The sequence below is a fragment of the Halomonas salsilacus genome (assembly GCF_051216275.1).
In the GTDB taxonomy this organism is placed as follows: domain Bacteria; phylum Pseudomonadota; class Gammaproteobacteria; order Pseudomonadales; family Halomonadaceae; genus Halomonas.
Map to the genome: position 1 here is coordinate 173229 of NZ_JBPKAQ010000006.1, position 25390 is coordinate 198618.

A 25390-nucleotide genomic window follows, 5' to 3' on the forward strand; every position below is an offset into this window, starting at 1 on the left:
GCCTGGCGAGGCGTCAGCTCTCATCGCCCTGTGCCGGCGCATTGGGCAGCTCCATGGTCAGGCAGGCCCCGCCCAGCACGGGGCCGTCCTCCACCCAGAGTCGCCCACCCAGGTGAGCGACGATGCCGCGGCTGATGGGCAGCCCCAGTCCGCTGCCCCGAGGGCGTCCGCGACTCTTTTCCGGGGTTTCCCCGGGGCGCTGGATCTGGTGGAACTTCTCGAACACCCGCTCGCGCTCCTCCTCGATGATGCCTGGGCCGTTGTCTTCCACCGACAGGCGGTAATGGTTCTTGTAGCGGCCCAGCCGCAGCAGCACCTTCGGGTTGACCTCGTCGGCGAACTTGCCGGCGTTGTCGAGCAGGTTGATGATCACCTGCTCCAGACGGTCCGGGTCGCCCACCACCGGGGCCTGATCGACCTCGATCTGCACCTCCAGCGCCACGCCGCGATTCTCCTGCATGTGGTGGACGGCATCGACGCTGTGGCGGGTCAGCTCCACCAGGTCCAGGCGCTGGGGATTGAGGGTGAGTCGACCGCTCTCCAGGCGGGCCAGGTCGAGGATCTCCTCGATCAGCCGGGAGAGCCGCTGGCTCTCCTTGACCACCACGTTGAGAAAGTGCACCCGCTTCTCCTCGGGAAGATCGCCGCTGTCACGCAGGATCTCGGCGAAGGCGCGGATCGAGGTGAGCGGCGTTCTCAACTCGTGGCTGACCATGGCCACGAACTCGTCCTTGAGGCGGTCGAGCTCGCGCAGGCGCTCGTTGGCGGCGCGAAGGTCCTCGCTGGCCCGGGCCAGTTCCTCGGACTTCTGCTCCAGGCGGCGGTTGACCTCCAGAGTCTCCGAGGTGGTGTCGAGGATACTGAGGATCGACTCCAGGTCCAGCGCCTCGCCGCGCACCACGGAGTTGATCAGCACCCTCGCCGAGGCACTCCCCAGCGCCCCGGAGAGCGCCTGCTCGGCGCGGGCGATCAGCTCCGGCGGGGCGGGCTGGTCATTGCCGGGCCCGTTGTCCGGCTGGCCGATGGCCTGTCCGGCGAAGACGCGGGCGGTGGCCCCCGTGCCCAGATAGCGGTCGAGCAGGGTGCGCAGTTCACCCCGGGTGGTCTGGCCGTGCCACAGGGAGGTCTCCATCAGCCCGGGGTGCATGGCCTCGGTGAACAGCGCCGCCTGGGTCTGCTCGAGCGGGCTCTGGCGGGTGAACAGCGAGACGCCCACCAACAGGCCGACATTGGCGGTCAGGCTCCACAGCAGCGAGTGGGAATAGATGTCCCACTCCTCCAGGCCGAACAAGGCATAGGGTCTGAGCCACTCCAGGCCGAAGGGACCTAGCGTCAGGAAGGTGTCATCCACCCAGCCGGACTGGGCGAAGCCCGGGATCAGCAGGGTCCAGGCCCAGATCAGGGTGCCGGCGATGAGCCCGAGCGCAGCGCCGCGGCGGGTCGCGCCACGCCAGTACATGCCGATCAGCAGGGCGGGGGCAAACTGGCTGGCGGCGGCGAAGGAGACCAGGCCGATGGTCACCAGACTGTAGGAGTCGCCGATCAGCGCGTGGTAGAGGTAGCCCAGCAGCAGGATGAGCACGATGGCCACGCGGCGAATGCCCAGCAGCCAGCCGGCGAGCTCACCGCGGCTGCCCAGGTGCAGGCGCCGGGAGCGCAGCAGCAGCGGCATGATCAGCTGGTTGCTGACCATGGTCGAAAGCGCGATGGTCTCGACGATCACCATGCTGGTGGCCGCCGAGAGCCCGCCGATGAACACCAGCAGCGGCAGCCCCTCGAGCCCCGCCGAGAGCGGCAAGGTCAGCACGAAGCTGTCGGGATCACCGGCCGAGAGCAGCATGCCTGCCATGGCGATGGGGATCACGAACAGGTTGATGGCCAGCAGGTAGAGCGGGAAGAGCCAACTGGCCCGCTTGAGATGGCGCTCGTCGACGTTCTCCACCACCAGCACCTGGAACTGGCGGGGCAGGGTAATGAAGGCCAGGAAGGCCAACACCAGCATGCCGATCCAGCCGCTGGCGCCACCCGGGACGGCGTCCAGCCCCATGGCGCCCACCAGCTCGGGGCTGGCCGCCACCTGGGCGAAGAGATCCCGGGGGCCGTGAAACAGCACGAAGACCACGAAGATCCCCACCGAGAGGAAGGCCACCAGCTTGACCAGCGATTCGAAGGCGATGGCAGCCACCATGCCCTCGTGGCGCTCGCTGGCGTCCAGGTGGCGGGTACCGAAGAGGATGATGAACACTGCCAGCACCAGCGCCACCCAGAACGACTTGTCGACCCAGAAAGCCTCCTCGACCAGGCTCAGCTCCGGGGCCTGGGGGTAGTTGACCAGCACCGCATGGCTCACCGTGATCGCCTTGAGCTGCAGGGTGATGTAGGGGGTGATGCCGATCAGGGCGATCAGCGCCACCAGGGCGCCGAGACTCGAGCTCTTGCCGTAGCGGGCGCTGATGAAGTCGGCGATGGAGGTGATGCGCTGGGCGCTGGCGATACGCACCATCTTGCGGATCAGGAAGGGCGACAGCAGCATGGCCAGGGTCGGCCCCAGGTAGATCAGCAGGAAGCTGGGGCCGTGCTCGGCGGCGCGCCCCACGCTGCCGTAGAAGGTCCAAGCGGTGCAGTAGACGGCGATGGAGAGGGCATAGACGGTGGGCGAGCCGATCAGCGACCGCCCCTGTTCGGCGCGACGATCCCCCCAGGCCGCGATCACGAAAAGCAGCGCCAGGTAGCCGAAGGCGACGCTCAGGACGACCGCATCGGTTCTCATCGCTTCGCGAGCTCCATGGTCACTCCCCCGAGCGCTGCTCGAGCAGCCAGGCGGCGAGGGCGATCACCACTCCCCACACGCCGAACAGGTAGAGTGGCAGCCAGGAAGGGCCGCCGGCCGGGCGGTCGAAGACCAGGACCAGAGGCGGGGTGAACAGCAGCGTGGCCAGCAGCACCAAGGCCACCAGCCGCTCGCCGAGGCGCGGGGTGTTCATGCCGCCTCCCGCCGGAACCTGAGGTGTGGGTTCATGAGGCGCAGGCGTCCTCCTTGTCCAGGGCGCTGGTCTGCAGGGCCAGCGCCTTCTCCAGGGTGTCGATGCCACGGGCCTCCAGGCGCGGCAGCAGGGCCAGCCACAGCTCGGCAGTGACCCGGGCATCGCCCAGGGCGGTATGCCGCGTGCCCGGCGGGAAGTTGAGGCCGTAGCGCTCGGCCAGGCTGTCCAGGTCGTGGCCGTCCAGACTGGCATCCAGGGCCCGTGATATCAGCAGGGTGTCGAGCACCGGCATGTCCAGGGTCACCCCGGCGCCGGGCGGCTGCAGGGCCAGCAGGTCGAAGGCGGCATTGTGGGCGAGGATCACCGCCTCGCCCACGTAATCGCGAAAGCGCGGCAGCACCACCGGCAGCGGCGGGGCGCCTTTGACGTCGGCGTCGGTGATGCCATGAATGGCGGTACTGGCCGGGGGGATCGGCTTGCCGGGATCGACGCGCACGTCGAACACTTCGCTGGCCAGTAGACGGGCATTGACCACTCGGCAGGCGCCGATGCTGATCACGGTGTCGCCGCGGCGCAGTTCGAGGCCGGTGGTCTCGGTATCGAAGGCCACCACTTCCAAGGCGCGCAGCGAACGGGCGGCCAGTGCGGCGTCGGGTGGGGGCAGGTCGGCGATGCCGAAGTCGTGGAACTCGGGGCGCGGCGGAGTGGCCGGCCGCGGTGCGCCGACCCGTTCGGTGGCGGGCAGCGGCAGGCGCAGGCGGGCGTGTACGTCGTCGTCATCGGCCAGGCTCCAGGCGTCGCTGGCGTGCTGGCGCAGCACGTCGGCCACCCGCGGCGAGAGCGGCAGGGCGTCCAGGCGCTGCTGCTGCCACTCGGTGAGCTGGCCTTCGTTGAGCGGCGCACCGCGCCAGATCAGGTCCAGGTAGACCCGCTTGTTGCCGAGGCAGACCTCCCCCTCGAGCTCTTCCGGGGCCCGATGCTCCTGAAGCCCCTCGATCAGCGAGCCGAGCAGCACCAGCAGCGCCGTGGCGTCGCCCTTGAACCACGCGGGCATGCCGACCGGCACCACCCTGACCTGACTGCCCCGGCGCTCGTTGAGGGCCTCCCACAGGTCGTTGGACCACAGCGGCACCAGTCGCTCTCCCTCGTGCTGCATCTGTTCCACCAGGGCGGCGAGCTGCTCTATGTCCTGGCCCAGGGACTGACTCTCCTCGTCGATCACTCGTTCGAGGCGCTGGCGCATCTCTCCCGAGGCGCTGCCCAGGGAAGTCAGGGCATCGGCCGCACTGGTCAGGCTGGCGCTGTGGCGGCGCAGGCGCGGCAGGCTGTCGAGCAGATCGGCTCGGGCGCCCATTTCGCTGGTCCAGGCGGCGGTGGTGTCGCTCAGGGTGAGCAGGGTCTCCCCGTGGCTGCCCGGCACCCGGCGCATCACGGCCCGCAGCCAGCGCTCGTCACAGGGCACCAGCACCTCCCGCGGGGAGCCATCACGAGGCAGCTGGCCCAGGGCGTCCTGCAGGCTGACGGCGGGCAGCAGGCTCTCGAGCCGCTTGCCCAGCCCCAGTCCATGATGGTCCTCGAAGAGGCGTTCGGCCGCCTGGTTGAAGAGCAGCACCCGGCGGTGCTGGTCGCAGAGCAGCAGCGGGGTGTCGAGCACCTGGAGCAGGGTCTCGAGCTCCTGGCGAATGCGGGCGGCGCTGCGCGCGCCCTCTGCGTGGGCGGTGGCCAGGCGACCCCGGTCGGTGCGCCAGGCATCGCGCACCCGCACCAGGTCAGGGCCGAGTGCCCGCAGCCAGCCCTCGGGGGGATAGTCCTCGCGGGCATCGGGATTGGCCACCAGGCGGGCAAGCTGCACCTGCAGGTGGCGCAGCGGGGTGAACAGCTGTCGTTCCAGCAGCAGGCCCACCAGGAAGATGGTGCCGCCCCCGGAGAAGCAGCCCAGCCACAGGACCAGGCGTGCCACTCCCGTTGGCTGGAAGAGGGTGTCGAGCCACAGGGCGAAGGTGGCGCCGCCGAAGATGCTGACGCCGCTGAGCAGCAGCCAGAGACCGATCAGACGCTGACGGCGGGGCAATCCGGAGAGACGTCGCGCCATCAGGAGACCTCGGCGAGCAGCGCCTTGACCTTGTCGACCAGCGCCTGGGTGGAAAAGGGTTTGGTGATGTAATCGTCGGCACCCAGTGCCAGCCCCTTCTCCCGCTCCACTTCACGGCCGTGGGCGGTGAGCATGATGATCGGCAGGCGGGCATGGTCGGGATCGGCACGAAGGCGTTCGAGCACATCGAAGCCGCTGATGCCCGGTAGGCTGATGTCGAGCAGCACCAGATTCGGGGTGCCTTCGGCGACCCGCGCCAGGGCACTCTCGCCATCCTCGGCGGTGACCACCTCGAAACCGGCCTGCTGCATCAGGAACTCCAGCGACAGGACGATGTTGGGTTCATCGTCCACCACCAGGACCTTGGCCATGGCGTTCTCCATCTCGGTTGGGTTGTCGTCATTGTTGTCTTGATGACTCGTTGAAGGTCAGTCTAGTGCCGGACCGGGACCCAGCAAAGGCGACCTTGGCAGGACACCGGGGGTAATCGGCGTTAGGGTGCGTCAAGGATTCGACGCGAGGAAACACCATGATCGAGGTGCATCACTTGGAGAACTCCCGCTCCCAGCGGGTGGTCTGGCTGCTGGAGGAACTGGGGCTCGAGTACGAGTTGGTCACCCACCGGCGTGATCTGGCGACCCTACAGGCACCGGACTCGCTGCGCGCGGTGCACCCGTTGGGCAAGGCGCCGGTGATTCGCGACCTGGCCGACAATGGGCGGGTGGTCGCCGAGTCGGGGGCCATCATCGACTACCTGATCGAGCAACATGACGCCGAGGGGCGACTGGCCCCGCCGAGGGGCAGCGATGCTCGGGAACGCTACCGCTTCTGGCTGCACCATGCCGAGGGCTCGGGGATGGGGCCGCTGGTGATGCGCCTGGTGTTCTCGCGGCTCGGCCAGCCGCCGGTACCCGCACTGGCGCGTCCGCTGGGGCGGCTGTTCGCCCGCGGGGTGGAGCAGCAGTACCTGGGGCCGGAGATTCGGCGGTTGCGGGATTTCTGGGAGAGCGAACTGGCCGCCGGGCCCTGGTTTGCCGGCGAGACGTTCAGCGCCGCCGACATCCAGATGAGCTTCCCGGTGCTGGCGTTGGCCGGGGGCGGAGGCCTTGCGGGCTGTCCGCGCCTACAGGGATTTCTCGCTGCCTGCCGCGAGCGTGAGGCCCATGTGCGCACGGTTGCCCACATCGGCGAGTTTCGCCTGGCGGCTGGATGAGCCTCAGCGGTTAGGGTCGTCCTGCCTGGCGCCCCGGGCGGCCGGGCCGAAGGGGCCGAGCCACAACCACACCTGCAGGACGACCAGCAGCGGCAGCAGCCACAGCGGTGCGCCGGTGGTGACCACCAGCACCCGGTAGATCACGAAACCGAGCGTGCCAGCGATCAGACCAACCAGCGGGAAGAGCAGCGGGCGCTGGTAGCCGGGGCGGCGGGAGAGGCGGTAGAGGGTGCCGACGATGGCGCCGAAGGCACCGGTCATGGCCAGGGGAAGCAGCAGGTCCTGCATGGCGGTCTCGCTTTGCGTCGTGGTCGTTGAGGCGTGAAACATTGAGGCGTGAATCGTTGAGGCGTGAGAGGGTCATACCATCTCCAGTGATCAATCACCAATGCCCCCTTCGACGAGTTGTCGTCGCCTGGCAGAGCTGCGGCGACGACCGGTAGCCGGCCCGTAACGAGCCACCCCGCGGCCAGGGGCCGCGGGGTGGGTGTTCACGACGTCGAGGGCGGCCTGGCCTCGCTCCCCTCGCCTGCTGCTGCTGCTGAGGCTTATTCCAGTCCCAGTTCGTGGGTCGCTTCCTCACGCATCTTGAACTTCTGGATCTTGCCGGTGACGGTCATCGGGAACTCGTCGACGAACTTCACGTAGCGGGGCACCTTGTAGTGGGCGATCTTGCCCTTGCAGAAGGCCTTGAGCTCGTCGGCGGTCAGCGCTTGGCCCTCGGCGAGCTTGACCCAGGCCATCACCTCCTCGCCGTACTTCTCGTCGGGCACGCCGATCACCTGCACGTCGGAGATGGCAGGATGGGTGTAGAGGAAATCCTCGATCTCGCGCGGATAGATGTTCTCGCCGCCGCGGATGATCATGTCCTTGATGCGCCCGACGATCGCCACATAGCCCTCGTCGTCCATGGTGGCCAGGTCGCCGGTGTGCATCCAGCCGGCGCTGTCGATGGCCTTGGTGGTGGCCTCGTCGTTTTTCCAGTAGCCCAGCATCACGCTGTAGCCGCGGGTGCACAGCTCGCCGGTCTCGCCGCGCGCCACCACGGCGCCGGTCTCGGGGCTCACCAGCTTCACCTCCAGGTGGGGGTGGATGGTGCCGACGGTGGTGACGCGCTTCTCCAGCGGGGCATCGGTCTGGGTCTGGAAGCTGACCGGGCTGGTTTCGGTCATGCCGTAGCAGATGGTGACGTCCTTCATGTTCATGCGCTCGATCACCTTGCGCATCACCTCGATGGGGCAGATGGAGCCCGCCATGATGCCGGTGCGCAGGGAGGAGAGGTCGAAGCGCTCGAACTCCGGGTGCTCCAGCTCAGCGATGAACATGGTGGGCACGCCGTAGAGGGTGGTGGCCTTCTCCTCGGAGACGGCGCGCAGGGTCGCCTCCGGGTCGAAGCCGTCGCCCGGGTAGATCATGGTGGCGCCATGGGTCACGCAGCCGAGGTTGCCCATCACCATGCCGAAGCAGTGGTAGAGCGGCACAGGAATCACCATGCGGTCCTCCTCGGTGAGCGCCATGGTGCGTGCCACGAAGAAGCCGTTGTTGAGGATATTGTGATGCGACAGGGTCGCGCCCTTGGGAGCCCCGGTGGTGCCCGAGGTGTACTGGATATTGATCGGGTCGTCGAACTGCAGCGTGGCCTGTACCTCGGCCAGGTGCTCGGGGGAGACTTCATCTGCATGGGCCAGCATCGACGGCCAGCTTAACATGCCGGTCAGCGCGCGGTCGGCGTCCAGGCAGATCACGCGCTCGAGTTCCGGCAGCTTGGTGCTCTTGAAGGTGCCGGGACCACCCTCGCGCAGTTCCGGTGCCAGCTCGGCCAGGGTCGCCACGTAGTCCGAGCCCTTGAACTTGCCCTGCAGGACCAGCGTGGAGGCGGCGGACTGTTTCAGCGCGTATTCCAGCTCGTGGGTGCGGTAGCTGGGATTGATATTGACCAGAATGGCACCGATCTTGGCCGTGGCGAACTGGGTGATGGTCCACTCGGCGCAGTTGGGCGACCAGATGCCGACGCGGTCACTCTTCCTGACGCCCAGGGCGAGCAGGGCGCGGGCGGCCTGGTCGACGGCGGCCTGGAGTTCCTGCCAGGTGTAGCGCAGGTCCTGGTGGAGGCTGATCAGGGCATCGCGATCCGGGAAGCGGGCCACGGTCTCATCGAAGCAGTCGCCGATGGTCTGCCCCTTGAGGGGGGTGTCGCTGATACCGCTGACGTAGCTGATTGGAGTATGTTGGCGTGTCATCGTCTACCGTCTCTTTGTTGTTGCTGGGTGTGCAGTGGGCAACACGGTCATGACCCTGGTCGTGGGGGCTCAGTGCTTCGGGGGTTCGGCGCCCAGACCCGAAAGCACCTCACGAGCGCGGCTCTCCACGTCGTCGAGCTCCTTGTGCATCAGCCGGATATCCTCCAGCTGGCGCTCCAGGTTGGCGCGCTTGTCGGCCAGGATCTCCAGAAGACGCTGCAGCTGGCGGGCGTTACCGTCGGGCATGGCGTCATACATCATCACCACCTCGCGAATCTCTGCCAGCGAGAAGCCGAGGCGCTTGCCGCGCAGGGTCAGCTTGAGGCGCACCCGGTCCTTCTCGCGATAGACGCGCGTCTGGCCGCGTCGCTCGGGGGCCAGCAGCCCCTCCTGCTCGTAGAAGCGGATGGTGCGAGGCGTCACCTCGAACATCTTGGCCAGCTCCCCGATGCTGAAGGTGCGTCGTTGGCGGGGCAGGCCGCCGGGCGGTGCCGCGTCGCTCGCTGTGCGCTGGGTCATGAGCGTCTTCCTTTATTGTGTGGCGGGGCGCACGCCGCCCGCCTGACGGCAACACTAGCCGAGGTTTACGTTAACGTAAAGTGCTTGTTCGACCATGGGTTGATGTGGGATAAACCTAGCAAGTGCTAGGTTGGTGCCATGGCCGTGCGCCAGATGAGCGTCGAGAGAACTCGGCACGCGCCAACTTCTGAATCCAGGCAATGCAGCCAACAACAACGCAACCGATACGCGAGACGAGGATACCACCATGGACTTCTCCCTGAGCGACGACCAGAAGGCGCTGGTCCAGGCCGCCGCCGACTTCTCGAAGGCCGAGCTGGCCGACCACGCCGCCGAGTGGGACGCCACCTCCCACTTTCCGCTGGACGTCATCCGCCGCGCCGGGGAGACCGGCTTTCTTGGCATCTACACCCCGGAGGAGCACGGAGGGCTCGGACTCTCGCGCCTCGACGCCTCGCTGATCTTCGAACAGCTCGCCCAGGGTTGCGTGGCCACCACCGCCTACCTCACCATCCACAACATGGTGACCTGGATGATCGCCAGTTGGGGCGATGACGCCCTGCGCGAGACCTGGGTGCCCGCCATGGTGGCCGGCGAGGCGCTGGGCTCCTACTGCCTCACCGAACCCGGTTCCGGCTCCGACGCCGCCAACCTGCGCACCAAGGCGGTCAGGGAAGGCGATGAGTACGTCATCTCGGGTTCCAAGATGTTCATCTCCGGCGCTGGCGCCACCGAGGTACTGGTGGTGATGGCGCGCACGGGTGAGCCCGATAGCGGCGCAGGTGGGGTCTCGGCCATCGTCATACCGGCCGATGCCGCCGGCGTCGAGTACGGCAAGAACGAGGAGAAGATGGGCTGGAAGAGCCAGCCGACCCGGCTGGTCAGCTTCGACTCCGTGCGCGTGCCGGTCGGCAATCGACTGGGCGCGGAGGGCGAGGGCTTCAGGTTCGCCATGAAGGGCCTCGACGGAGGCCGCCTCAATATCGCCAGCTGCTCCCTGGGGGCCGCTCAGCATGCCCTGACCCTGTCTCGGGACTACATGGCCGAGCGCAAGCAGTTCGGGCGTGAGCTCAACCAGTTCCAGGCGCTGCAGTTCAAGATCGCCGACATGGCCACCGAGCTCACCGCCGCCCGATTGATGGTGCGCCAGGCCGCCTGGCGCCTGGATCAGAACGACCCCGAGGCCACCGCGCATTGCGCCATGGCCAAGCGCTTCGCCACCGATGTGGGTTTCTCCGTCTGCAACGAGGCCCTGCAGCTTCACGGCGGCTATGGTTACATCCGCGAATACCCCCTGGAGCGGCTGGTGCGCGATACCCGGGTCCATCAGATCCTCGAGGGGACCAACGAGATCATGCGGTTGATCGTGGCCCGCCGGCTGATGGCGGATGGCGTGATCGAGTCGATGCAATAAGGAGAGCACAATAGATGTCGGATCTTCCCGTACGCTTCGACGAGCTGCCCACCGGTGACGGTGGGCGGATTGGCGTGGCGACCCTCAATGCCCCGAAATCTCTCAACGCCCTCTCCCTGGAGATGGTGCACCAGATCGAGGCCAAGCTCGATGCCTGGGCGGTGGATCGCAGCGTCGTCGCCGTGTGGCTCGAGGGCAGCGGCGACAAGGCCTTCTGTGCCGGCGGTGACGTGGTGGCCCTCTACCGCTCCCTCACCGAGGAGGGCGAGAATCGCGGCGCCGGCCGTGACAGCCTGCTGGCCGAGACCTACTTCACCGCCGAATACCACCTCGACCATCGCATTCACACCTACCCCAAGCCGCTGATGGTGTGGGGCGACGGCATCGTCATGGGGGGCGGCCTGGGGCTGATGGCCGGCGGCTTCCAGCGCATCGTCACCGAGACCACCCGCATCGCCATGCCGGAGATCACCATCGGCCTCTACCCGGACATCGGCGCCAGCTGGTTCCTCAACCGCATGCCGCCCGGGGTAGGCGCCTATCTGGGCCTGACCGGCGCCCACCTCAACGCCCGCGATGCCCTGGACCTGGGCATGGCGGACCGCTTCATTCCCCGCGAGCGCCGCGCCCGGGTGCTATCCGCGCTGACCGAGGCGGACTACGGCGATCGCAGCGGCCCCGCCCTGCGCGGTGCCGTGCAGCAGGCGCTGGACCTCCACGAGGCCCGCGAGGGCGCACCGGCCGGCCAGGTATGGCCGAACCTCGATCATCTCCAGGCTCTGGTGGGCGCCGTGGATGCCGCGACCGCGGTGAAGCGAATCCTGTCTGATACCCGCGACGACGCCTGGCTGGCCACCAACCGAGCGCGGCTCGCCGACGGCTGCCCGCTGAGCGCCCAGCTGGTCTGGCGAATGCTGGCCCGCCACGCCCACACCAGCCTGGCCGATGCCTTTCGCGACGAGCTGGTGCTGTCGGTGCAGTGTTGCCGCCAGGGCGACTTCGTCGAGGGTGTGCGGGCACTGCTGATCGACAAGGACAAGCGCCCGCGCTGGAGCCACCCGGATGCGGACAGCGTGCCGGAAGAGACGATCCAGGCGCTGTTCGTCTCGCCCTGGGACAGCGAGGACCACCCCCTGCGCGACCTCGGCCTCGGCCACCGCGTCGGCTGACGGCATCAATGCCCCAACAACAACGTCAAAATCTCAAGGAGCCAATCATGAATATCGCTTTTATCGGCCTCGGCAACATGGGTGCGCCCATGGCCAGCAATCTGATCAAGGCCGGCCACAGCGTTACCGTATTCGACCTGGTGGAGAGTGCCATCCAGGCCCTCGAGAGCGAGGGGGCCAAGCGCGGTGAGAGCGCCGAGGCGGCGGCCCGCGGTGCCGAGGTCATCATCTCCATGCTCCCCGCCGGTGCCCACGTCAAGGGGCTCTACCTGGGCCGCAACGGCGAGCCAGGCCTGCTTGATGCGCTGGATGGCAAGCCGCTGGTGATCGATGCTTCCACCATCTCCCCGGACGACGCCCGCGCCGTGGCCGCCGCCGCCGCCGAGCGCGGCATCACCTGGCTGGATGCCCCGGTCTCCGGCGGCGTGGGCGGCGCCAAGGCCGGCACCCTGACGTTTATCGTCGGCGGTGATTCGGCCGCCTTCGACACGGCCAGGCCGGTGCTCGAGGCCATGGGCAAGAACATCTTCCATGCCGGTGAAAACGGCGCGGGGCAGGTGGCCAAGATCTGCAACAACATGCTGCTCGGCATCCTGATGAGCGGCACCGCCGAGGCCCTGGCGCTGGGGGTCAAGAACGGCATGGACCCAACGGTGCTCTCCGAGATCATGAAGCAGAGCAGCGGCGGCAACTGGGCGCTGAACGTCTACAACCCCTGGCCCGGCGTGATGGAGGGCTCCGCCGCCTCCCGCGACTACCAGGGTGGCTTCCTTACCGACCTGATGGCCAAGGATCTGGGCCTCGCCTGGGAGCTGGCGCTGGGCTCGAAGTCCTCGGTGCCCATGGGCTCCCAGGCCCGCAACCTGTTCGCCCTGCACAGCGCCCAGGGCAACGGCGCCCTCGACTTCTCCAGCATCCAGAACCTCTACCGCGCCGGCGAATAACGCCTCGGTGCTGCCCGGGGGGAGCTCCTGCAGGGGGGCTCCCCCTGCTGCGTCTGCTCCCTGGCTCCGACAGGCCCAGCTCCACGCTCCTTGCTGTCGGTGTGGCACAATGTCCGCCCGGTATCGCAACGAAGGGTTCGCCCGATGGCATATGTTCTGGTAATGGGCGGTCTGGCGCTGTCGGTGAGCTTCACCCTGGGGTGGGTGCTGTGGCGCTCAGGACGCTGGGTCTGGGGGCTGGTGGCCGGGCCTCCTGCGCGGCGTCGGGTACAACCCAAACCACGCACTCGCAAGGCTCCGGCACCGGGCAAGGCGGCCGCCAAACCTGCTCGCCAACCCGCCGCGCAACCGACCCCGCGACAGCCCTGGGCCCTGACCCGCTGGCTGTCGCGTCGGCACTCCGCTCTGCCCCTGGCGAGTCTCGCCCTCATTCTCTACGGCCTCACCCGGGTGGTGGAGTTCGGCATGACCCAGCGTCCACTGTCTCCTCCCCCCGGCTATCACAGCCTGGTGGATGTCCTGGGCTGGGCAGCGGCTGCACTGCTGACCCTGGCGCTGCTGAACCTCCTGGCGCGCTGGCGCTGCCGGGAGGGTTGAGGCAAGGACAATAACGAACGAACGCCAGGCCGTGTCACGGGTCATACCCCGAAACAGACACGAGGAGAGTTGCCGTGCTCACAGGCATTCAGCGTTTCTTCCAGCAGGTACTGGCCGACCCCGAGGCGCAGGACGATGAGGGGCCGACCCTGGAACTCGCCGCGGCGGCGCTCTTGTGCGAGGTGATGCGCGCCGATTATCAGGAGGATCCTGCCCAACTGGTGGCGCTGCGTGAGATGCTGCGTGAAAGCCTCGAGCTGGAGGACGAGGCGGTGGATGAGCTAGTGGCCCTGGCACGGGAGGAGGTGGAGAGCTCGGTGGACCATTACCAGTTCGTCAGCCTCATCAAGCAGCACTATGACACCCGCAGGCGCTGTGCGCTGGTGCGCATGATGTGGGACCTGGCGCTGGCCGACGGCGAGCATCACCATCTGGAGGAACACCGCATCCGCCAGCTCGCCGACCTGCTGCACGTGGGGCACGGCGACTTCATTCGCGCCAAGCTGGCGGCCCAGGCGGCGCGCGCTTGAAGGCTTCGTCTCTCGGTGGGGATGAAATTGGAAAGATATCCTGGCTTTGAATATCCAGTCAGAGAAAATATCTTAATTTATCGCGGATTGCCGATGTATTGCAGATGCCTGCTAGACTTCATCCCATGAATGCCCTGCCGAGAGGCGGGGCTTTTTCCTTGGCGGATCAGGGAGACTTCCATGTCCCGCAACATCATCGTTCTCGGCGCAGGAATTGTCGGCGTCTCGGTTGCCTGGCACCTGGCGCGTCGTGGCCACGCCGTCACGTTGGTGGATCGCCGCGAGCCGGGCCGCGAGACCTCCTTCGGCAACGCTGGCATCATCCAGCGTGAGGCGGTGCGCCCCTACGCCTTCCCGCGCGACCTCGGTACCCTGCTGCGCGTGTTGCCCAACCGTGAGGTGGACATTCGCTACCGTCCGACCGGCATGGTCGGCGCGGCGGGGCCCCTGCTGCAGTACTGGATCAACTCGGGCGGTGCGCGCTACGAGCGCATCGTCAACGAGTGGGCCTCGCTGATCGTGCGCTGCCAGGACGCCCACGCAACGATGATCGAGGCCGCAGGCGCCGAGGCGCTGATTCGCCAGGGCGGCTGGCTGGAGCTCTACCGGACCCGCAAGGCTCTGGACGAGCGCCTGGCCCAGGCCCGCGAGAATCACGAGCGTTTCGGGGTGGAGCATGAGCTGCTCGACGCCGAGGCGCTTTATGCCAAGGAGCCGCACCTGGCCAAGGGGCTGGTGGGGGCAATTCACTGGACCCAGCCGTGGATGGTGGCGGACCCCGGCGCCCTGGTGCAGGCCTATGCGAAGAGCTTCGAGGCACTGGGTGGCCACCTGGTGCAGGCCAGCGTCGAGGACGTCAGTCAGGTGGGCACCGGGTGGCGCGTGATGACCAGCGAAGGGGCCCTCGAGGCAGAGCAGGTGGTGGTAGCCATGGGCCCCTGGACCGGAGAATTGCTGTCCCGCCTGGGCCTGGAGGCCCCGTTGTTCGTGAAGCGTGGCTATCACATGCATTACTCGGCAGAACAGGGCGCGAAGCTCAATCACTGGGTGATGGACGCCGAGAGGGGCTTCCTGCTCGAGCCGATGCGGGCTGGTATTCGCCTGACTACCGGGGCCGAGCTGGCCGACCTGGACGCGCCGCCCCAGTACAGGCAATTGGCGGCCGCCGAGAAGGCGGCGCGCAGGCTCTTCCCGCTGGGCAAGCGACGCGATGCCCAGCCGTGGAAGGGCGCACGACCCTGCATGCCGGACATGAAGCCGGTGATCGGTCCCGCGCCCGGCAAGCCTGGGCTGTGGTTGGCCTTCGGTCACGGCCACCAGGGCTTCACCCTGGGGCCGGCCACCGGTGAGCTGCTGGCGCAGATGATGGACGGGGAGACCCCGGCAGTCGACATGACCCCGTTCCGTCTCGATCGCTTCTGATCCAGCTGCCTGCACGCGATGCCAGAACGAGAACGGGCGCCTGGTAACCAGGCGCCCGTTCTCGTTTTCGGGGCTCGTTTCCGGAGCTCTTTATCGGGGCTCGTCAGGAGCCCGCACCGCTCTTGCTGCCGTGGCTCCGGTGGCGCCGCGTCAGGTGCATGGCGAGCTTGATCAACACCGTGACCACGAAGACCAGCCAGCCGGCGGTGGCGAAGACGTTGAACAGCAGCATCTTCTGCTCCCCATTGAGCGGCGCCAGCAGGTTCTCGATGACGATGCCAAAAAGGAAAGCCAGCATCAGCGGTAGCGCCAGGATATGCATCCACATCTCGGTACGCCGCTTGCGCACGTGGTAGCGGCGCAGCAGGACGCGGGTGGGGCGATGCACGAAGCTGACCAGTATCAGGGTCCCCAGCATCAGCAGCGCGGCGAGGGTGGGTTCGATGCTGCCCATCTGCGCCGTGAGGCTGACCGACCAGAACACCACCAGCCACGACAGCCCTGACAGGACGGTGACCAGGTCGGCATAGTGGCGCACCTTCGGCATGTTCACTTCCCTTGTTGGATCTGCGGGCATGATACGGGAATTCAGCGCCGGGTGAAGAGTCGGCGTACCCAGTACCAGCGATTGATCAGCAGCGCGGCGAAGATCAGCGCGCAGCCGGCCAGCTGCAGTGGCGTCATGGTCTCACGGTACCAGGCGGCGGCCAGCAGCGCGGTCCAGACCGCCTCGAGCATCAGGATCACCGCGGCATGGCTGGGCGTGGTGAGCCCCTGGGCGTGCACCTGCAGAAAGAAACGCAGGGTGCTGGCGAGCAGCACGCTGGCGGCCAGCCAGCCGAGGGTTGCTCCACCGATACGCGTCGGCCAGGGTTCCGTGGCCAGGGAGGCGAGCCCCAGCACGATGCCCACCGTGATCAGCTGCAGCACCGTCAGGGGGAGGGCCGGCAGCCGGTGCACCACCCGTGAATTGGTGTTGATCAGCAGCGAGAAGAGCACGGCGGAGCAGGCCATCAGCCACTGCCCCGGCTCGATCCGAAAGCCGGCGTTGAGCGACAGCAGGCCGAAGCCGGCCAGTGCCACGGGGAGGGCGATCCAGGTGGTGCGGGGCGGACGGTCGCCAAACAGCAGGCGGGCCATCACCGGTACCAGCAGGATGCCCAGGCTGTTGATGAAGGCGCTCTCGCCCAGGTGGCGGGAGTGGTACAGGCCCATGATCCACAGCGTGAGCGCTGCGCTGAACAGCACGCCGACGCCGGCCCCGGTCAGGATGTCGTTCCGTGAGAGCCGCCGCAGGGCAGGGCCAGCGAAGGCGGCGAGAATCACCCCGGCCAGCAGGAAGCGGGTGCCGATGAAGAGCAGCGGCGGCAGGCCGTTCAGCGCTTCTTTGGAGAAGATCCATCCCGAGGCGGCCAGCAGCGTCACCAGCAGCAGGAGCAGGTCGGCGCGCAGCGGGGCGCGGACGATGGAATCGGGCATGGGGCACCGGTTGAAGGGGCGTGAAGGGAGGATGTTAGCAGGCAAAGAGCCGGTCGTCTGCGTCGTCCGTCAGCCCCCACGGCAGTCTTACGATAGTCTCGATGGGCAGTCCTTACGATAGCCTCGGCGGGCAGTCTAGATCTGGGGCTTCCGGTATACTGGGCCACTTCTGTGAACGTTCCAGCCGAGACAGGACCCGCCGTGACCTCACTGACCCTGACCCGACCCGATGACTGGCACCTGCACCTGCGCGACGACGAAGCCCTGGCCGCCGTGGTCGGCGCCTCGGCCCGCCAGATGGGGCGCGCCATCATCATGCCCAACCTGCGGCCGCCGCTGACCACCACCGACCAGGCGTTGGCCTACCGCGAGCGCATCCTGGCCGTGCTGCCCGAGGGCAGCCACTTCGAGCCGCTGATGACCCTCTACCTCACGGACAACACGCCGGCCGAGGAGATCGAGCGCGCCCATGCCAGTGGAAGGGTGCACGCGGTGAAGCTCTATCCGGCCGGGGCCACCACCAACTCTGATTCCGGGGTGACCGATCCGGCGCATTGCGATGTGGCGATCGGCGCCATGGCGCGCCTGGGTATCCCGTTGCTGGTGCATGGTGAGGTGACCAGTGCCGACATCGATATCTTCGATCGCGAGGCGGTGTTCATCGAGCGTGTCATGAAGCCGCTGCTCGAGCGTCACCCGGATCTCAGGGTGGTGTTCGAGCACATCACCACGGCCGATGCCGCCGAGTTCGTGGCCGCGGCGCCCGCCAACGTGGCCGCGACCATCACCGTCCACCACCTGCTGTTCAATCGCAACCACATGCTGGTCGGTGGCATTCGCCCTCATTACTACTGCCTGCCAATCCTCAAGCGCGAGCGTCACCGTCAGGCCCTGTTGGCGGCGGCCACCTCCGGCAGCCCGACGTTCTTTCTGGGTACCGACAGCGCGCCCCACGCCCAGGGGGACAAGGAGAGCGCCTGCGGTTGCGCCGGGGCTTATACCGCCCCGGCCGCCATCGAGCTCTACGCCACGGCGTTCGAACAGGCCGGCGCCCTGGACCGCCTGGAAGGTTTCGCCAGTCACTTCGGCCCCGACTTCTATGGCCTGCCTCGCAATGTCGATACCGTCACCCTGGTGCGCGAACCCTGGCAGTTGCCCGAGTCGCTGCCCTATGCCTCCGGCCAACGCATCGTGCCCCTGTGCGCCGGTGAGACGCTGGCCTGGAGGCTTAAGAACTAGCGTCGCGCTAACGCCAAGCGCTACAGGCCGTTCACCTGCCGGTCCAGGAAGTCGAGACCAGCGTCGATGGCGCGGCCGCGGGTCAGGAAACTGAGGAAGTGGCCGCGGCCGTGCTGCAGGAAGAGCTCGTTTTCCACTCCTCTGGCATCGAGCTCGTCGCGAAGGTCGGTGGCATGGTCGAGGGGGACCAGGCGGTCCCAGGTGCCGTGGAACAGGAAGAAGGGCGGGGCATCCGGCCGGACCTGGCGAGCCGGTGATGCGAGCGCGTACTGCTCGGGCACCTCGGCGCGGGTACCGCCGAGGAATTCCACTACCAGACGACCGTCGGGAAACTTGAACAGGTCGCTGGGGATGCCGCCGGCCAGGACTGCGGCGAGCCTGGCGTGCTCGCCACCATGGGGCTCGGCCAGTGATCCTTCCGCGCCGGCCAGGGCCAGCAGGCTCACCAGATGGGCACCCGACGAGAAGCCCACCCCGACGATGCGATCGGTGTCCACCCGCCACACCTCGGCGTTGGCGTGGATCCAGGCCATGGCCTGCTGGAGGTCGTGAAGCTGCGCGGGGAAGCGATGCTCCGGAGCGAAGCGGTGCGCGATGTTGACGGTGACATAGCCGCGGGCGGCCAGCTGCTCGGCGATGCCGGTCATGTCCTCCGGGCCGCGGTTCTGCCAGCCGCCGCCGTGGACCAGCAGGGCGGCGGGTCTCAGTGCGTCGTTCGGTGACTGGGGCAGCAGTACCTCGGCGCTGAGTGACTCTGGCCAGTCGGGAGGCGAGTAAGTGAGGTCGGGGAGCACGTCGAAGGCCAGCGCCGGGGCGTCGGGGGCGGCCGTCACCCCCGGGGCAAGCCGGTCGCTGAGGTGCGTGGTACCGCACCCTGCCAGAAGCGTGCCGACCAGCAGCAGCGCCGGCACCCACCGGCGCGGCGGCCGATGAGTCAGGCGCGGCTCAGGCCTGCTCGGCCAGCGCATCGCTGGTCTGCTCCGCGGGCAGGCTGGCCAGGCGCTTCACCATCGCCTCCACCATGCGGGCGGAATGGGTCGCGGCCTTCACCAGGAACGCCTCGAAGGAGAGGTGGTTGTCGCCGCCGCCGGCGATATCGGAGAGGGCGCGGATGACCACGAAAGGGCAGTCATAGAGCAGACAGGTCTGAGCGATGGCGGCGGCCTCCATCTCGGCGGCGAGCATGGTGGGAAAGCGCCGTCGGGTCTGCTCCACCAGGTTGGGACAGGCCATGAAGACGTCGCCGGTGGCGATCAGGCCCTCCACCACATTGACCTCGCCCAAGGACTCCACGCACTCCCGGGCGATGGCCACCAGGCGCGGGTCGGGCAGGTAGGCGGCCGGCATCTGCGGCACCTGGCCGTGCTCGTAGCCGAACACCACGGCGTCCACGTCGTGATGGCGCACCTCGCTGGAGATCACCACGTCACCGATCGCGAGGCCCTTGCCGAAGCCACCGGCGGAGCCGGTGTTGATCACCGCGTCGGGCCGGTAGATATCCAGCAGCAGGGTAGTGCCCACCGCGGCGTTCACCTTGCCGATGCCGGACTGCAGGATCACCACCTCGACCCCATGCAGCAGGCCGCTGTGGAAGGTGGAGCCTACATGGGTTCGGGATTTTCGCCCCTCAAGCAGCGAAGCCAGGTGCGCCACCTCCTGGGCCATGGCGCCGATGATGCCGATGCGATTCATGCGAATACCTGAGTCCACTCGTTGCGCTTGGCCAGGAATCCCTTGGCGATCTCCTTGGCGCCTTCCAGGCTGTGGCTGGCCGCCCAGCCGCACTGCATCTCGTTGCAGGCCGGCACTTCCTCGGCCACCATTACGTCTTCTAGGGTCTTTTCGAGCAGCGTCAACACGCCATCAAAATCGCCGTGGTTGATCATCGCCACGTAGAATCCGGTCTGGCAGCCCATGGGGCTGATGTCGACCACCTTGTCGGAGTGGTTGCGCGACAGCTCCGCCATCAGGTGCTCCAGGGAGTGCAGCGCCGGCATCTCCATGTGCGCCTGGTTGGGCTGGCAGATGCGCATGTCATACTTGTGGATGGTGTCGCCGTTCTCGCCGGTCTTGATGTCGGCGAGGCGAACATAGGGAGCCTTCACCTTGGTGTGGTCAAGGTTGAAGCTCTCGACGTTCATCTTCTTGTCGCTCATGGCAGAGTCCTTCTGTCAGTTCTTCGTTTCAGTTTTGAAGCCGGCGTCGTGCATGTCGGCGGCCTGCAGGGTGTTCTCCAGCAGGGTGGCGACGGTCATGGGGCCCACGCCCCCCGGTACCGGGGTGATCCAGCTGGCACGCTCGGCGGCGGCAGCGAAATCGACATCGCCCACCAGGCGGCCGTCTTCCAGGCGATTGATCCCGACGTCGATGACGATGGCGCCCTCCTTGACCCACTCACCCTTGACCAGCCCCGGCTTGCCGACGGCCACCACCAGCAGGTCGGCGCGGCGCACGTGCGCTTCAAGGTTGCGGGTGAAGCGGTGGCAGACGGTGGTGGTGCAGCCGGCCAGCATCAGCTCCAGCGCCATGGGACGACCGACGATGTTGGAGGCGCCGACCACGGTGGCGTCCAGGCCCCGCACCCTGATGTCGCACTGCTCAAGCAGGGTCATTACGCCCTTGGGCGTGCAGGGGCGCAGCGTGGGCATGCGCTGGGCCAGGCGACCGAGGTTGTAGGGGTGAAAGCCGTCCACGTCCTTGTCGGGGCGGATGCGCTCGAGAATCGGCCGGGCATCGAGGTGGGCGGGCAGCGGCAGCTGGACGAGGATCCCATCCACGGCCGGATCGGCATTGAGGACATCCACCAGGGTTTCGAGCTCAAGCTGGGTGGTCTCGGCGGGCAGCGTATGACTGAAGGATTCGATGCCGGCCTCGACGCAGGCATGGTGCTTGTTGCGCACGTAGACCGCTGAGGCGGCGTCCTCGGCCACCAGCACCACGGCGAGCCCGGGCACTCGGGCCCCAGCGTCGCGGCGTGCCTGAACCTGGCGTGCGACCTGCTGGCGGACTCGGGCGGCTATGGACTTGCCATCGATCAGTTGAGCGGACATCGCGCTTCCTCGGGTGGCTGGATGGAGAGGGCGGGCTCATGGCCGGCCCGCAGCGAAGGAGGCGTGATTTTCGCATGCCGCGCCGGTGAAACAAAGCACGGTCCCCCAATGAGGATGTTCCAGGTGCTTGACCGCAGGGGAAAGTCACGTAGAATACGCAGCGCTCGACGATGCCCCTGCGGTGGCGTCAGGTGAGTTTGATCGCGGCGGAGTGTAGCGCAGTCTGGTAGCGCGCCTGCTTTGGGAGCAGGATGTCGGGGGTTCGAATCCCTCCACTCCGACCACAACCTCTTGAATGATCTGCAAAAACTTGGATCTGCGGGTTGCGGTTGATCAGCCTGAAGAGTAGAATGCGCCCATAGCTCAACCGGATAGAGCAACGGCCTTCTAAGCCGTAGGTTGCAGGTTCGAGTCCTGCTGGGCGCGCCAGCTTCGGCGCGGTGGCGGGATACAGTTAGAACAGTTGTCGATATGGTGGATGTAGCTCAGTGGTAGAGCCCCGGATTGTGGCTCCGGTGGTCGTGGGTTCGATCCCCATCATCCACCCCATTTCGACAGACGTTGCTTTCGACAGTCGACAGTTGTTTCAAGGCAGTGGTGGATGTAGCTCAGTGGTAGAGCCCCGGATTGTGGCTCCGGTGGTCGTGGGTTCGATCCCCATCATCCACCCCACTCCTTGACGCCTCCCCGATCAATCTTGCTCAGTTTATTGCAATCGACTCTGACGCGGGCTCCCCGAGCCGGCGATTTTGTCGTTTCCGTTCCATGGCGCCCGGTGTTGGATGCCCTGGCCGAATGGCTCTTGCAAAAGCGCGTGACGTCCCCATCTATTGGGCATGGCGCTTGCCAGTGCCGGGCGGGATTCATAAAATCCCTCTTTGATCTTTTCACTCTTCAATACAACGCCCCCAGTCGGTAGAGGACATTTCATGCAAGTTTCCGTCGATACGACCTCCCAGATCGAACGCCGCATCACCCTTCAGGTGCCGGCCGCCGAGATCGACGAGGCCGTCAATGCCCGTCTCAAGGATGCCGCCAAGACTGTTCGCATCGACGGCTTCCGCAAGGGCAAGGTGCCGATGTCGGTGATCCGGCAGCGCTACGGCCACGACGTGCGCAACGAGGTGGTGGGCGAGGTGATGCGGGAGCGCTATGTGCGCGCCCTCACCGAGAACGAACTGAACCCGGCGGGCTTCCCGCAGATCGAGCCCACCGTCAATGAGGCGGGCAAGGACCTCGAGTTCGTGGCGACCCTGGAGGTCTATCCGGAGTTTGAACTGGCTTCCATCGAGGGCACCGAGGTCGAGCGCCCGGTGGTCGAGGTGGTCGAGTCCGACGTCGACGAGATGATCGAGACCCTTCGCAAGCAGAACGCCGGCTGGGAAGAGGTCGAGCGCGCCGCCGAAGAGGGCGACCAGGTGACCCTCGACTTCCAGGGCTTCCTGGGCGACGAGCCCTTCGAGGGCGGCAGCGCCGAGGGTCACAGCCTGGTGCTGGGCTCCGGCAGCTTCATTCCGGGCTTCGAGGAGCAACTGGTGGGTGCCGCGGCCGGCGAGGAGAAGGAGATCAAGGCCACCTTCCCCGAGGACTACCAGGCCGAGCATCTGGCCGGTCAGGAGGCCACCTTCAAGGTCAAGGTCCACGCCGTGAAGGGCCAGGCCCTGCCCGAGGTGGATGCCGAGTTCGTCAAGAACTTCGGTGTCGATGACGGTGATCTCGACAAGTTCCGCGCTGAGGTCAAGAAGAACATGACCCGCGAGGCAGAGCAGGCCGTCGACAACCGCGTCAAGCAGCAGGTGCTGACCGCGCTGCAGAAGGCCAACGAGATCCCGGTGCCGCAGTCGCTGATTCAGCAGGAGACCGATGGCCTCAAGCGTCAGGCGGCACAGCAGTTCGGCCTGGGCGAGGACTTCGACGTCTCCCAGCTGCCCAACGAGCTGTTCGCCGAGCAGGCCAGGAGCCGCGTGCAGGTCGGCCTGCTGCTGGCCGAGGTGATCAAGTCCGGTGAGCTCGATGCCACCGACGACGAGATCCGTGCCAAGGTCGAGGAGCTCGCCGAGCAGTACCAGGAGCCGTCCCAGGTGGTCGAGTACTACATGGGCAACGACCAGATGAAGACTCAGGTCAAGTCTGCCATCCTCGAAGAGAAGGCCGTCGACAAGCTGCTCGAGCAGGCCAGCGTCAAGGATGTCACCATGACCTACCAGGAGGTCCTGGCCGCTGCCCAGCAGCAGGCCGAGGCCGACGCGGAGGAGGATAGCGATGAAGAGGGTCAGGAAGAGAGCAAGGCCTGATCTCCCTCACCTCCGTTTCGGCGGGCGAGCCGGCGATCGGCACGCCCGCCCAGCCGCTTCCATTCTCCGGATGCAAGGACATCACACTGATGAGCAACGAGTTCGAGATCCACAACGCCGGTGGCCTGGTGCCGATGGTGGTCGAGCAGAGCGCACGCGGCGAGCGCGCCTATGACATCTATTCACGCCTGCTCAAGGAGCGTGTGATTTTCCTGGTGGGTCCGGTGGAAGACTACATGGCCAACCTGATCGTCGCCCAGCTGCTGTTCCTGGAATCCGAGAATCCGGACAAGGACATCCACCTCTACATCAACTCGCCTGGAGGGGGTGTCACGGCAGGCATGTCGATCTACGACACCATGCAGTTCATCAAGCCCGACGTCTCCACGGTGTGTATCGGTCAGGCGGCGAGCATGGGGGCCTTCCTGCTGGCAGGCGGCGCCGCGGGCAAGCGCTTTTGCCTGCCCAACTCGCGGATGATGATCCATCAGCCGTTGGGGGGCTACCAGGGCCAGGCCTCGGATATCGAGATCCACACCCGTGAGATCCTCGGCATCCGCGACAAGCTCAACCACATCCTGGCCCACCACACCGGCCAGGACATCGACACCATCGCTCGGGACACCGACCGCGACAACTTCATGAATGGCGTGCAGGCGGCCGAGTATGGCCTGATCGATGCGGTGCTGGATAAGCGGCCCACATCCTGATAGCGTGATTTTCATCACGCCCTGACACCGTTCTCCGGCAGCCTGTGCTGCCGATGTGAGCCCGGCCGGGCGCCACGGGCGCAGGGCCAACTGAGAAGAGGTAAGCGAATGGCCGACGGCAAAGGCAAGGACGAAGGCGGCAAGCTGCTCTACTGCTCGTTCTGCGGCAAGAATCAGAACGAGGTGCGCAAGCTGATTGCCGGCCCGTCCGTCTATATCTGCGATGAGTGTGTCGACCTCTGCAATGACATCATTCGCGAGGAGGTGCTCGATGCCGATGCCGAGACCGACGAGGAGCGTCTGCCGACTCCCCGCGAGATACGTCACACCCTCGACGACTATGTGATCGGCCAGGACCGCGCCAAGATGGTGCTGTCGGTGGCGGTCTACAACCACTACAAGCGCCTGCGCTCCGAGGTCAAGAAGGATGATGTGGAACTCGGCAAGTCCAACATCCTGCTGATCGGCCCCACCGGCAGCGGCAAGACCCTGCTGGCCGAGACCCTGGCGCGGCTGCTCAATGTACCCTTCACCATCGCTGACGCGACCACCCTCACTGAGGCGGGCTACGTGGGTGAGGATGTCGAGAACATCATCCAGAAGCTGCTGCAGAAGTGCGACTACGACGTCGAGAAGGCCGAGCGCGGCATCGTCTACATCGACGAGATCGACAAGATTTCGCGCAAGTCGGATAACCCCTCCATCACACGGGACGTGTCGGGGGAGGGCGTGCAGCAGGCGCTGCTCAAGCTGATCGAGGGCACCACTGCCTCGGTGCCGCCACAGGGGGGCCGCAAGCACCCGCAGCAGGAGTTCCTGCAGGTCAATACCGGCAACATCCTGTTCATCGTCGGCGGCGCCTTCGCCGGCCTGGACCGGGTGATCCGCGACCGCGCCGAGAAGGGGGGCATCGGCTTCAGCGCCGAGGTCAAGAGCAAGGACGAAGCGCGCGGTGTGGGTGAGCTGCTCGCCGACGTCGAGCCCGAGGACCTGGTCAAGTTCGGCCTGATCCCCGAGTTCGTGGGGCGCCTGCCGGTGATCGCGACGCTGACCGAGCTTACCGAGGATGCACTGATCCAGATCCTCACCGAGCCCAAGAACTCTCTGATCAAGCAGTACGCCAAACTGTTCGAGATGGAAGGTGTGGAGCTCGAGTTCCGCGAGGACGCCCTGAGCGCGGTGGCGACCAAGGCCATGGCACGCAAGACCGGCGCCCGCGGCCTGCGCTCCATTCTCGAGTCGGTTCTGCTCGACACCATGTACGAGATCCCCTCCCTGGAAGGGGTCAGCAAGGTGGTGATCGATGCCTCGGTGATTGCCGGTGAAAGCGAGCCGCTGTTGATCTACTCCCAGCAGCAGGAAGTGGCCGCCGACGGTACTGACGGCTAAGTCGTCCGGGCCCGCACCACCTCCCCGGGCCCCGACGCGGGAGCGAGCCTCGCCACTGCCGGTGACTGCCGGTTCGGCGATGTCGCTCCCGCGTCTTTTTGTGGG

The 25390-nt window shown here is 66.7% G+C and carries 24 protein-coding genes and 4 tRNA genes; 15 read left to right on the plus strand and 13 right to left on the minus strand.

The window, feature by feature from the left end:
• Nucleotides 1-13: 13 nt before the first annotated feature.
• Genes ACR80S_RS10765 through ACR80S_RS10780 form a run of 4 tightly spaced genes read right to left on the minus strand, consistent with a single transcriptional unit; the run spans nucleotide 14 to nucleotide 5447 of the window.
• Nucleotides 14-2770, minus strand: a complete 2757-nt coding sequence (locus ACR80S_RS10765; protein ID WP_435399057.1) for an ATP-binding protein — start codon at nucleotides 2768-2770, stop codon at nucleotides 14-16.
• A gap of 19 nt (nucleotides 2771-2789) precedes the next feature.
• Entirely contained in the window at nucleotides 2790-2984 is a 195-nt protein-coding gene (locus ACR80S_RS10770; RefSeq protein WP_435399056.1) for a hypothetical protein, read from the minus strand.
• Nucleotides 2985-3015: 31 nt separating this feature from the next.
• Nucleotides 3016-5076: a 3'-5' exonuclease gene (locus ACR80S_RS10775; protein ID WP_435399055.1), complete on the minus strand. Its 2061-nt coding sequence runs from the start codon at nucleotides 5074-5076 to the stop codon at nucleotides 3016-3018.
• Entirely contained in the window at nucleotides 5076-5447 is a 372-nt protein-coding gene (locus tag ACR80S_RS10780; protein ID WP_435399054.1) for a response regulator transcription factor, read from the minus strand. The genes ACR80S_RS10775 and ACR80S_RS10780 overlap by 1 nt, the downstream gene beginning before the upstream one ends.
• Nucleotides 5448-5605: 158 nt before the next feature.
• Here ACR80S_RS10780 and ACR80S_RS10785 point away from each other — a divergent pair, with 158 nt between their 5' ends.
• Nucleotides 5606-6289, plus strand: coding sequence for a glutathione S-transferase (locus ACR80S_RS10785; protein WP_435403178.1), 684 nt, complete (start codon nucleotides 5606-5608; stop codon nucleotides 6287-6289).
• 3 nt (nucleotides 6290-6292) lie between these two features.
• Here the strand turns inward: ACR80S_RS10785 and ACR80S_RS10790 are convergent, their stop codons facing one another.
• The 3 genes from ACR80S_RS10790 to ACR80S_RS10800 form a co-directional block, all read right to left on the minus strand.
• Nucleotides 6293-6577 carry a hypothetical protein gene (locus tag ACR80S_RS10790; RefSeq protein ID WP_435399052.1) on the minus strand — a complete coding sequence of 95 codons (285 nt, stop codon included), beginning with the start codon at nucleotides 6575-6577 and terminating at the stop codon, nucleotides 6293-6295.
• Nucleotides 6578-6837: 260 nt separating this feature from the next.
• Nucleotides 6838-8529 carry an AMP-binding protein gene (locus ACR80S_RS10795; RefSeq protein WP_435403179.1) on the minus strand — a complete coding sequence of 564 codons (1692 nt, stop codon included), beginning with the start codon at nucleotides 8527-8529 and terminating at the stop codon, nucleotides 6838-6840.
• A 69-nt stretch (nucleotides 8530-8598) separates the two neighbouring features.
• A complete protein-coding gene (locus ACR80S_RS10800; protein ID WP_435399050.1) occupies nucleotides 8599-9048 on the minus strand; it encodes a MerR family transcriptional regulator in 450 nt (149 codons plus the stop codon).
• A gap of 247 nt (nucleotides 9049-9295) precedes the next feature.
• On the opposite strand from ACR80S_RS10800, the gene ACR80S_RS10805 reads away from it, so the two are divergent.
• The 6 genes from ACR80S_RS10805 (at nucleotide 9296) to ACR80S_RS10830 (ending at nucleotide 15124) form a co-directional block, all read left to right on the plus strand.
• Nucleotides 9296-10462, plus strand: a complete 1167-nt coding sequence (locus tag ACR80S_RS10805; RefSeq protein WP_435399049.1) for an acyl-CoA dehydrogenase family protein — start codon at nucleotides 9296-9298, stop codon at nucleotides 10460-10462.
• Nucleotides 10463-10476: 14 nt separating this feature from the next.
• Nucleotides 10477-11631, plus strand: a complete 1155-nt coding sequence (locus tag ACR80S_RS10810) for an enoyl-CoA hydratase/isomerase family protein (protein ID WP_435399048.1) — start codon at nucleotides 10477-10479, stop codon at nucleotides 11629-11631.
• 47 nt (nucleotides 11632-11678) lie between these two features.
• Nucleotides 11679-12575, plus strand: coding sequence for a 3-hydroxyisobutyrate dehydrogenase (gene mmsB / locus ACR80S_RS10815; RefSeq protein ID WP_435403180.1), 897 nt, complete (start codon nucleotides 11679-11681; stop codon nucleotides 12573-12575).
• A 144-nt stretch (nucleotides 12576-12719) separates the two neighbouring features.
• Nucleotides 12720-13172, plus strand: a complete 453-nt coding sequence (locus tag ACR80S_RS10820) for a hypothetical protein (protein ID WP_435399046.1) — start codon at nucleotides 12720-12722, stop codon at nucleotides 13170-13172.
• A 74-nt stretch (nucleotides 13173-13246) separates the two neighbouring features.
• Nucleotides 13247-13702, plus strand: coding sequence for a tellurite resistance TerB family protein (locus ACR80S_RS10825; protein ID WP_435399045.1), 456 nt, complete (start codon nucleotides 13247-13249; stop codon nucleotides 13700-13702).
• A gap of 180 nt (nucleotides 13703-13882) precedes the next feature.
• A complete protein-coding gene (locus ACR80S_RS10830) occupies nucleotides 13883-15124 on the plus strand; it encodes an NAD(P)/FAD-dependent oxidoreductase (RefSeq protein WP_435399044.1) in 1242 nt (413 codons plus the stop codon).
• Nucleotides 15125-15227: 103 nt separating this feature from the next.
• Here ACR80S_RS10830 and ACR80S_RS10835 read toward each other — a convergent pair whose 3' ends face one another.
• Together ACR80S_RS10835 and ACR80S_RS10840 are read right to left on the minus strand one after the other, a co-directional pair.
• Complete coding sequence (locus tag ACR80S_RS10835; RefSeq protein WP_435399043.1) at nucleotides 15228-15671, minus strand: hypothetical protein; 444 nt, start codon at nucleotides 15669-15671, stop codon at nucleotides 15228-15230.
• A 41-nt stretch (nucleotides 15672-15712) separates the two neighbouring features.
• Nucleotides 15713-16603 (minus strand): DMT family transporter, encoded by an 891-nt coding sequence (locus tag ACR80S_RS10840; RefSeq protein WP_435399042.1) that lies wholly within the window; start codon nucleotides 16601-16603, stop codon nucleotides 15713-15715.
• Nucleotides 16604-16804: 201 nt separating this feature from the next.
• Here ACR80S_RS10840 and pyrC point away from each other — a divergent pair, with 201 nt between their 5' ends.
• Nucleotides 16805-17842 carry a dihydroorotase gene (gene pyrC / locus ACR80S_RS10845; RefSeq protein WP_435399041.1) on the plus strand — a complete coding sequence of 346 codons (1038 nt, stop codon included), beginning with the start codon at nucleotides 16805-16807 and terminating at the stop codon, nucleotides 17840-17842.
• Between the two features lie 20 nt (nucleotides 17843-17862).
• Here the strand turns inward: pyrC and ACR80S_RS10850 are convergent, their stop codons facing one another.
• The 4 genes from ACR80S_RS10850 to folD are packed head-to-tail and all read right to left on the minus strand — an operon-like array spanning nucleotide 17863 to nucleotide 20892.
• Complete coding sequence (locus ACR80S_RS10850) at nucleotides 17863-18810, minus strand: alpha/beta hydrolase fold domain-containing protein (RefSeq protein WP_435399040.1); 948 nt, start codon at nucleotides 18808-18810, stop codon at nucleotides 17863-17865.
• The gene (gene mtnN, locus ACR80S_RS10855; RefSeq protein ID WP_435399039.1) at nucleotides 18788-19534 is read right to left on the minus strand and encodes a 5'-methylthioadenosine/S-adenosylhomocysteine nucleosidase; all 747 of its coding nucleotides are present in this window, start codon (nucleotides 19532-19534) and stop codon (nucleotides 18788-18790) included. The genes ACR80S_RS10850 and mtnN overlap by 23 nt, the downstream gene beginning before the upstream one ends.
• On the minus strand, nucleotides 19531-19998 hold the full coding sequence (locus tag ACR80S_RS10860; RefSeq protein WP_435399038.1) for an S-ribosylhomocysteine lyase: 468 nt from the start codon (nucleotides 19996-19998) through the stop codon (nucleotides 19531-19533). Before ACR80S_RS10860 ends, mtnN begins: the two co-directional genes overlap by 4 nt.
• Before the next feature lie 15 nt (nucleotides 19999-20013).
• Nucleotides 20014-20892: a bifunctional methylenetetrahydrofolate dehydrogenase/methenyltetrahydrofolate cyclohydrolase FolD gene (gene folD, locus ACR80S_RS10865; RefSeq protein WP_435403181.1), complete on the minus strand. Its 879-nt coding sequence runs from the start codon at nucleotides 20890-20892 to the stop codon at nucleotides 20014-20016.
• Between the two features lie 207 nt (nucleotides 20893-21099).
• Here folD and ACR80S_RS10870 point away from each other — a divergent pair.
• The 7 genes from ACR80S_RS10870 to clpX all read left to right on the plus strand — a co-directional run bounded on the left by ACR80S_RS10870 (nucleotide 21100) and on the right by clpX (nucleotide 25285).
• A tRNA-Pro gene (locus ACR80S_RS10870) sits at nucleotides 21100-21176 on the plus strand.
• A gap of 68 nt (nucleotides 21177-21244) precedes the next feature.
• Nucleotides 21245-21321, plus strand: a tRNA-Arg gene (locus ACR80S_RS10875).
• A 45-nt stretch (nucleotides 21322-21366) separates the two neighbouring features.
• A tRNA-His gene (locus tag ACR80S_RS10880) sits at nucleotides 21367-21441 on the plus strand.
• 48 nt (nucleotides 21442-21489) lie between these two features.
• Nucleotides 21490-21564 (plus strand) — tRNA-His (locus ACR80S_RS10885).
• A 257-nt stretch (nucleotides 21565-21821) separates the two neighbouring features.
• The gene (gene tig / locus ACR80S_RS10890; protein WP_435403182.1) at nucleotides 21822-23186 is read left to right on the plus strand and encodes a trigger factor; all 1365 of its coding nucleotides are present in this window, start codon (nucleotides 21822-21824) and stop codon (nucleotides 23184-23186) included.
• An 89-nt stretch (nucleotides 23187-23275) separates the two neighbouring features.
• Nucleotides 23276-23896, plus strand: a complete 621-nt coding sequence (clpP, locus tag ACR80S_RS10895; RefSeq protein WP_435399035.1) for an ATP-dependent Clp endopeptidase proteolytic subunit ClpP — start codon at nucleotides 23276-23278, stop codon at nucleotides 23894-23896.
• Nucleotides 23897-24004: 108 nt separating this feature from the next.
• The gene (clpX, locus tag ACR80S_RS10900) at nucleotides 24005-25285 is read left to right on the plus strand and encodes an ATP-dependent Clp protease ATP-binding subunit ClpX (protein WP_435399034.1); all 1281 of its coding nucleotides are present in this window, start codon (nucleotides 24005-24007) and stop codon (nucleotides 25283-25285) included.
• Nucleotides 25286-25390: the final 105 nt, after the last annotated feature.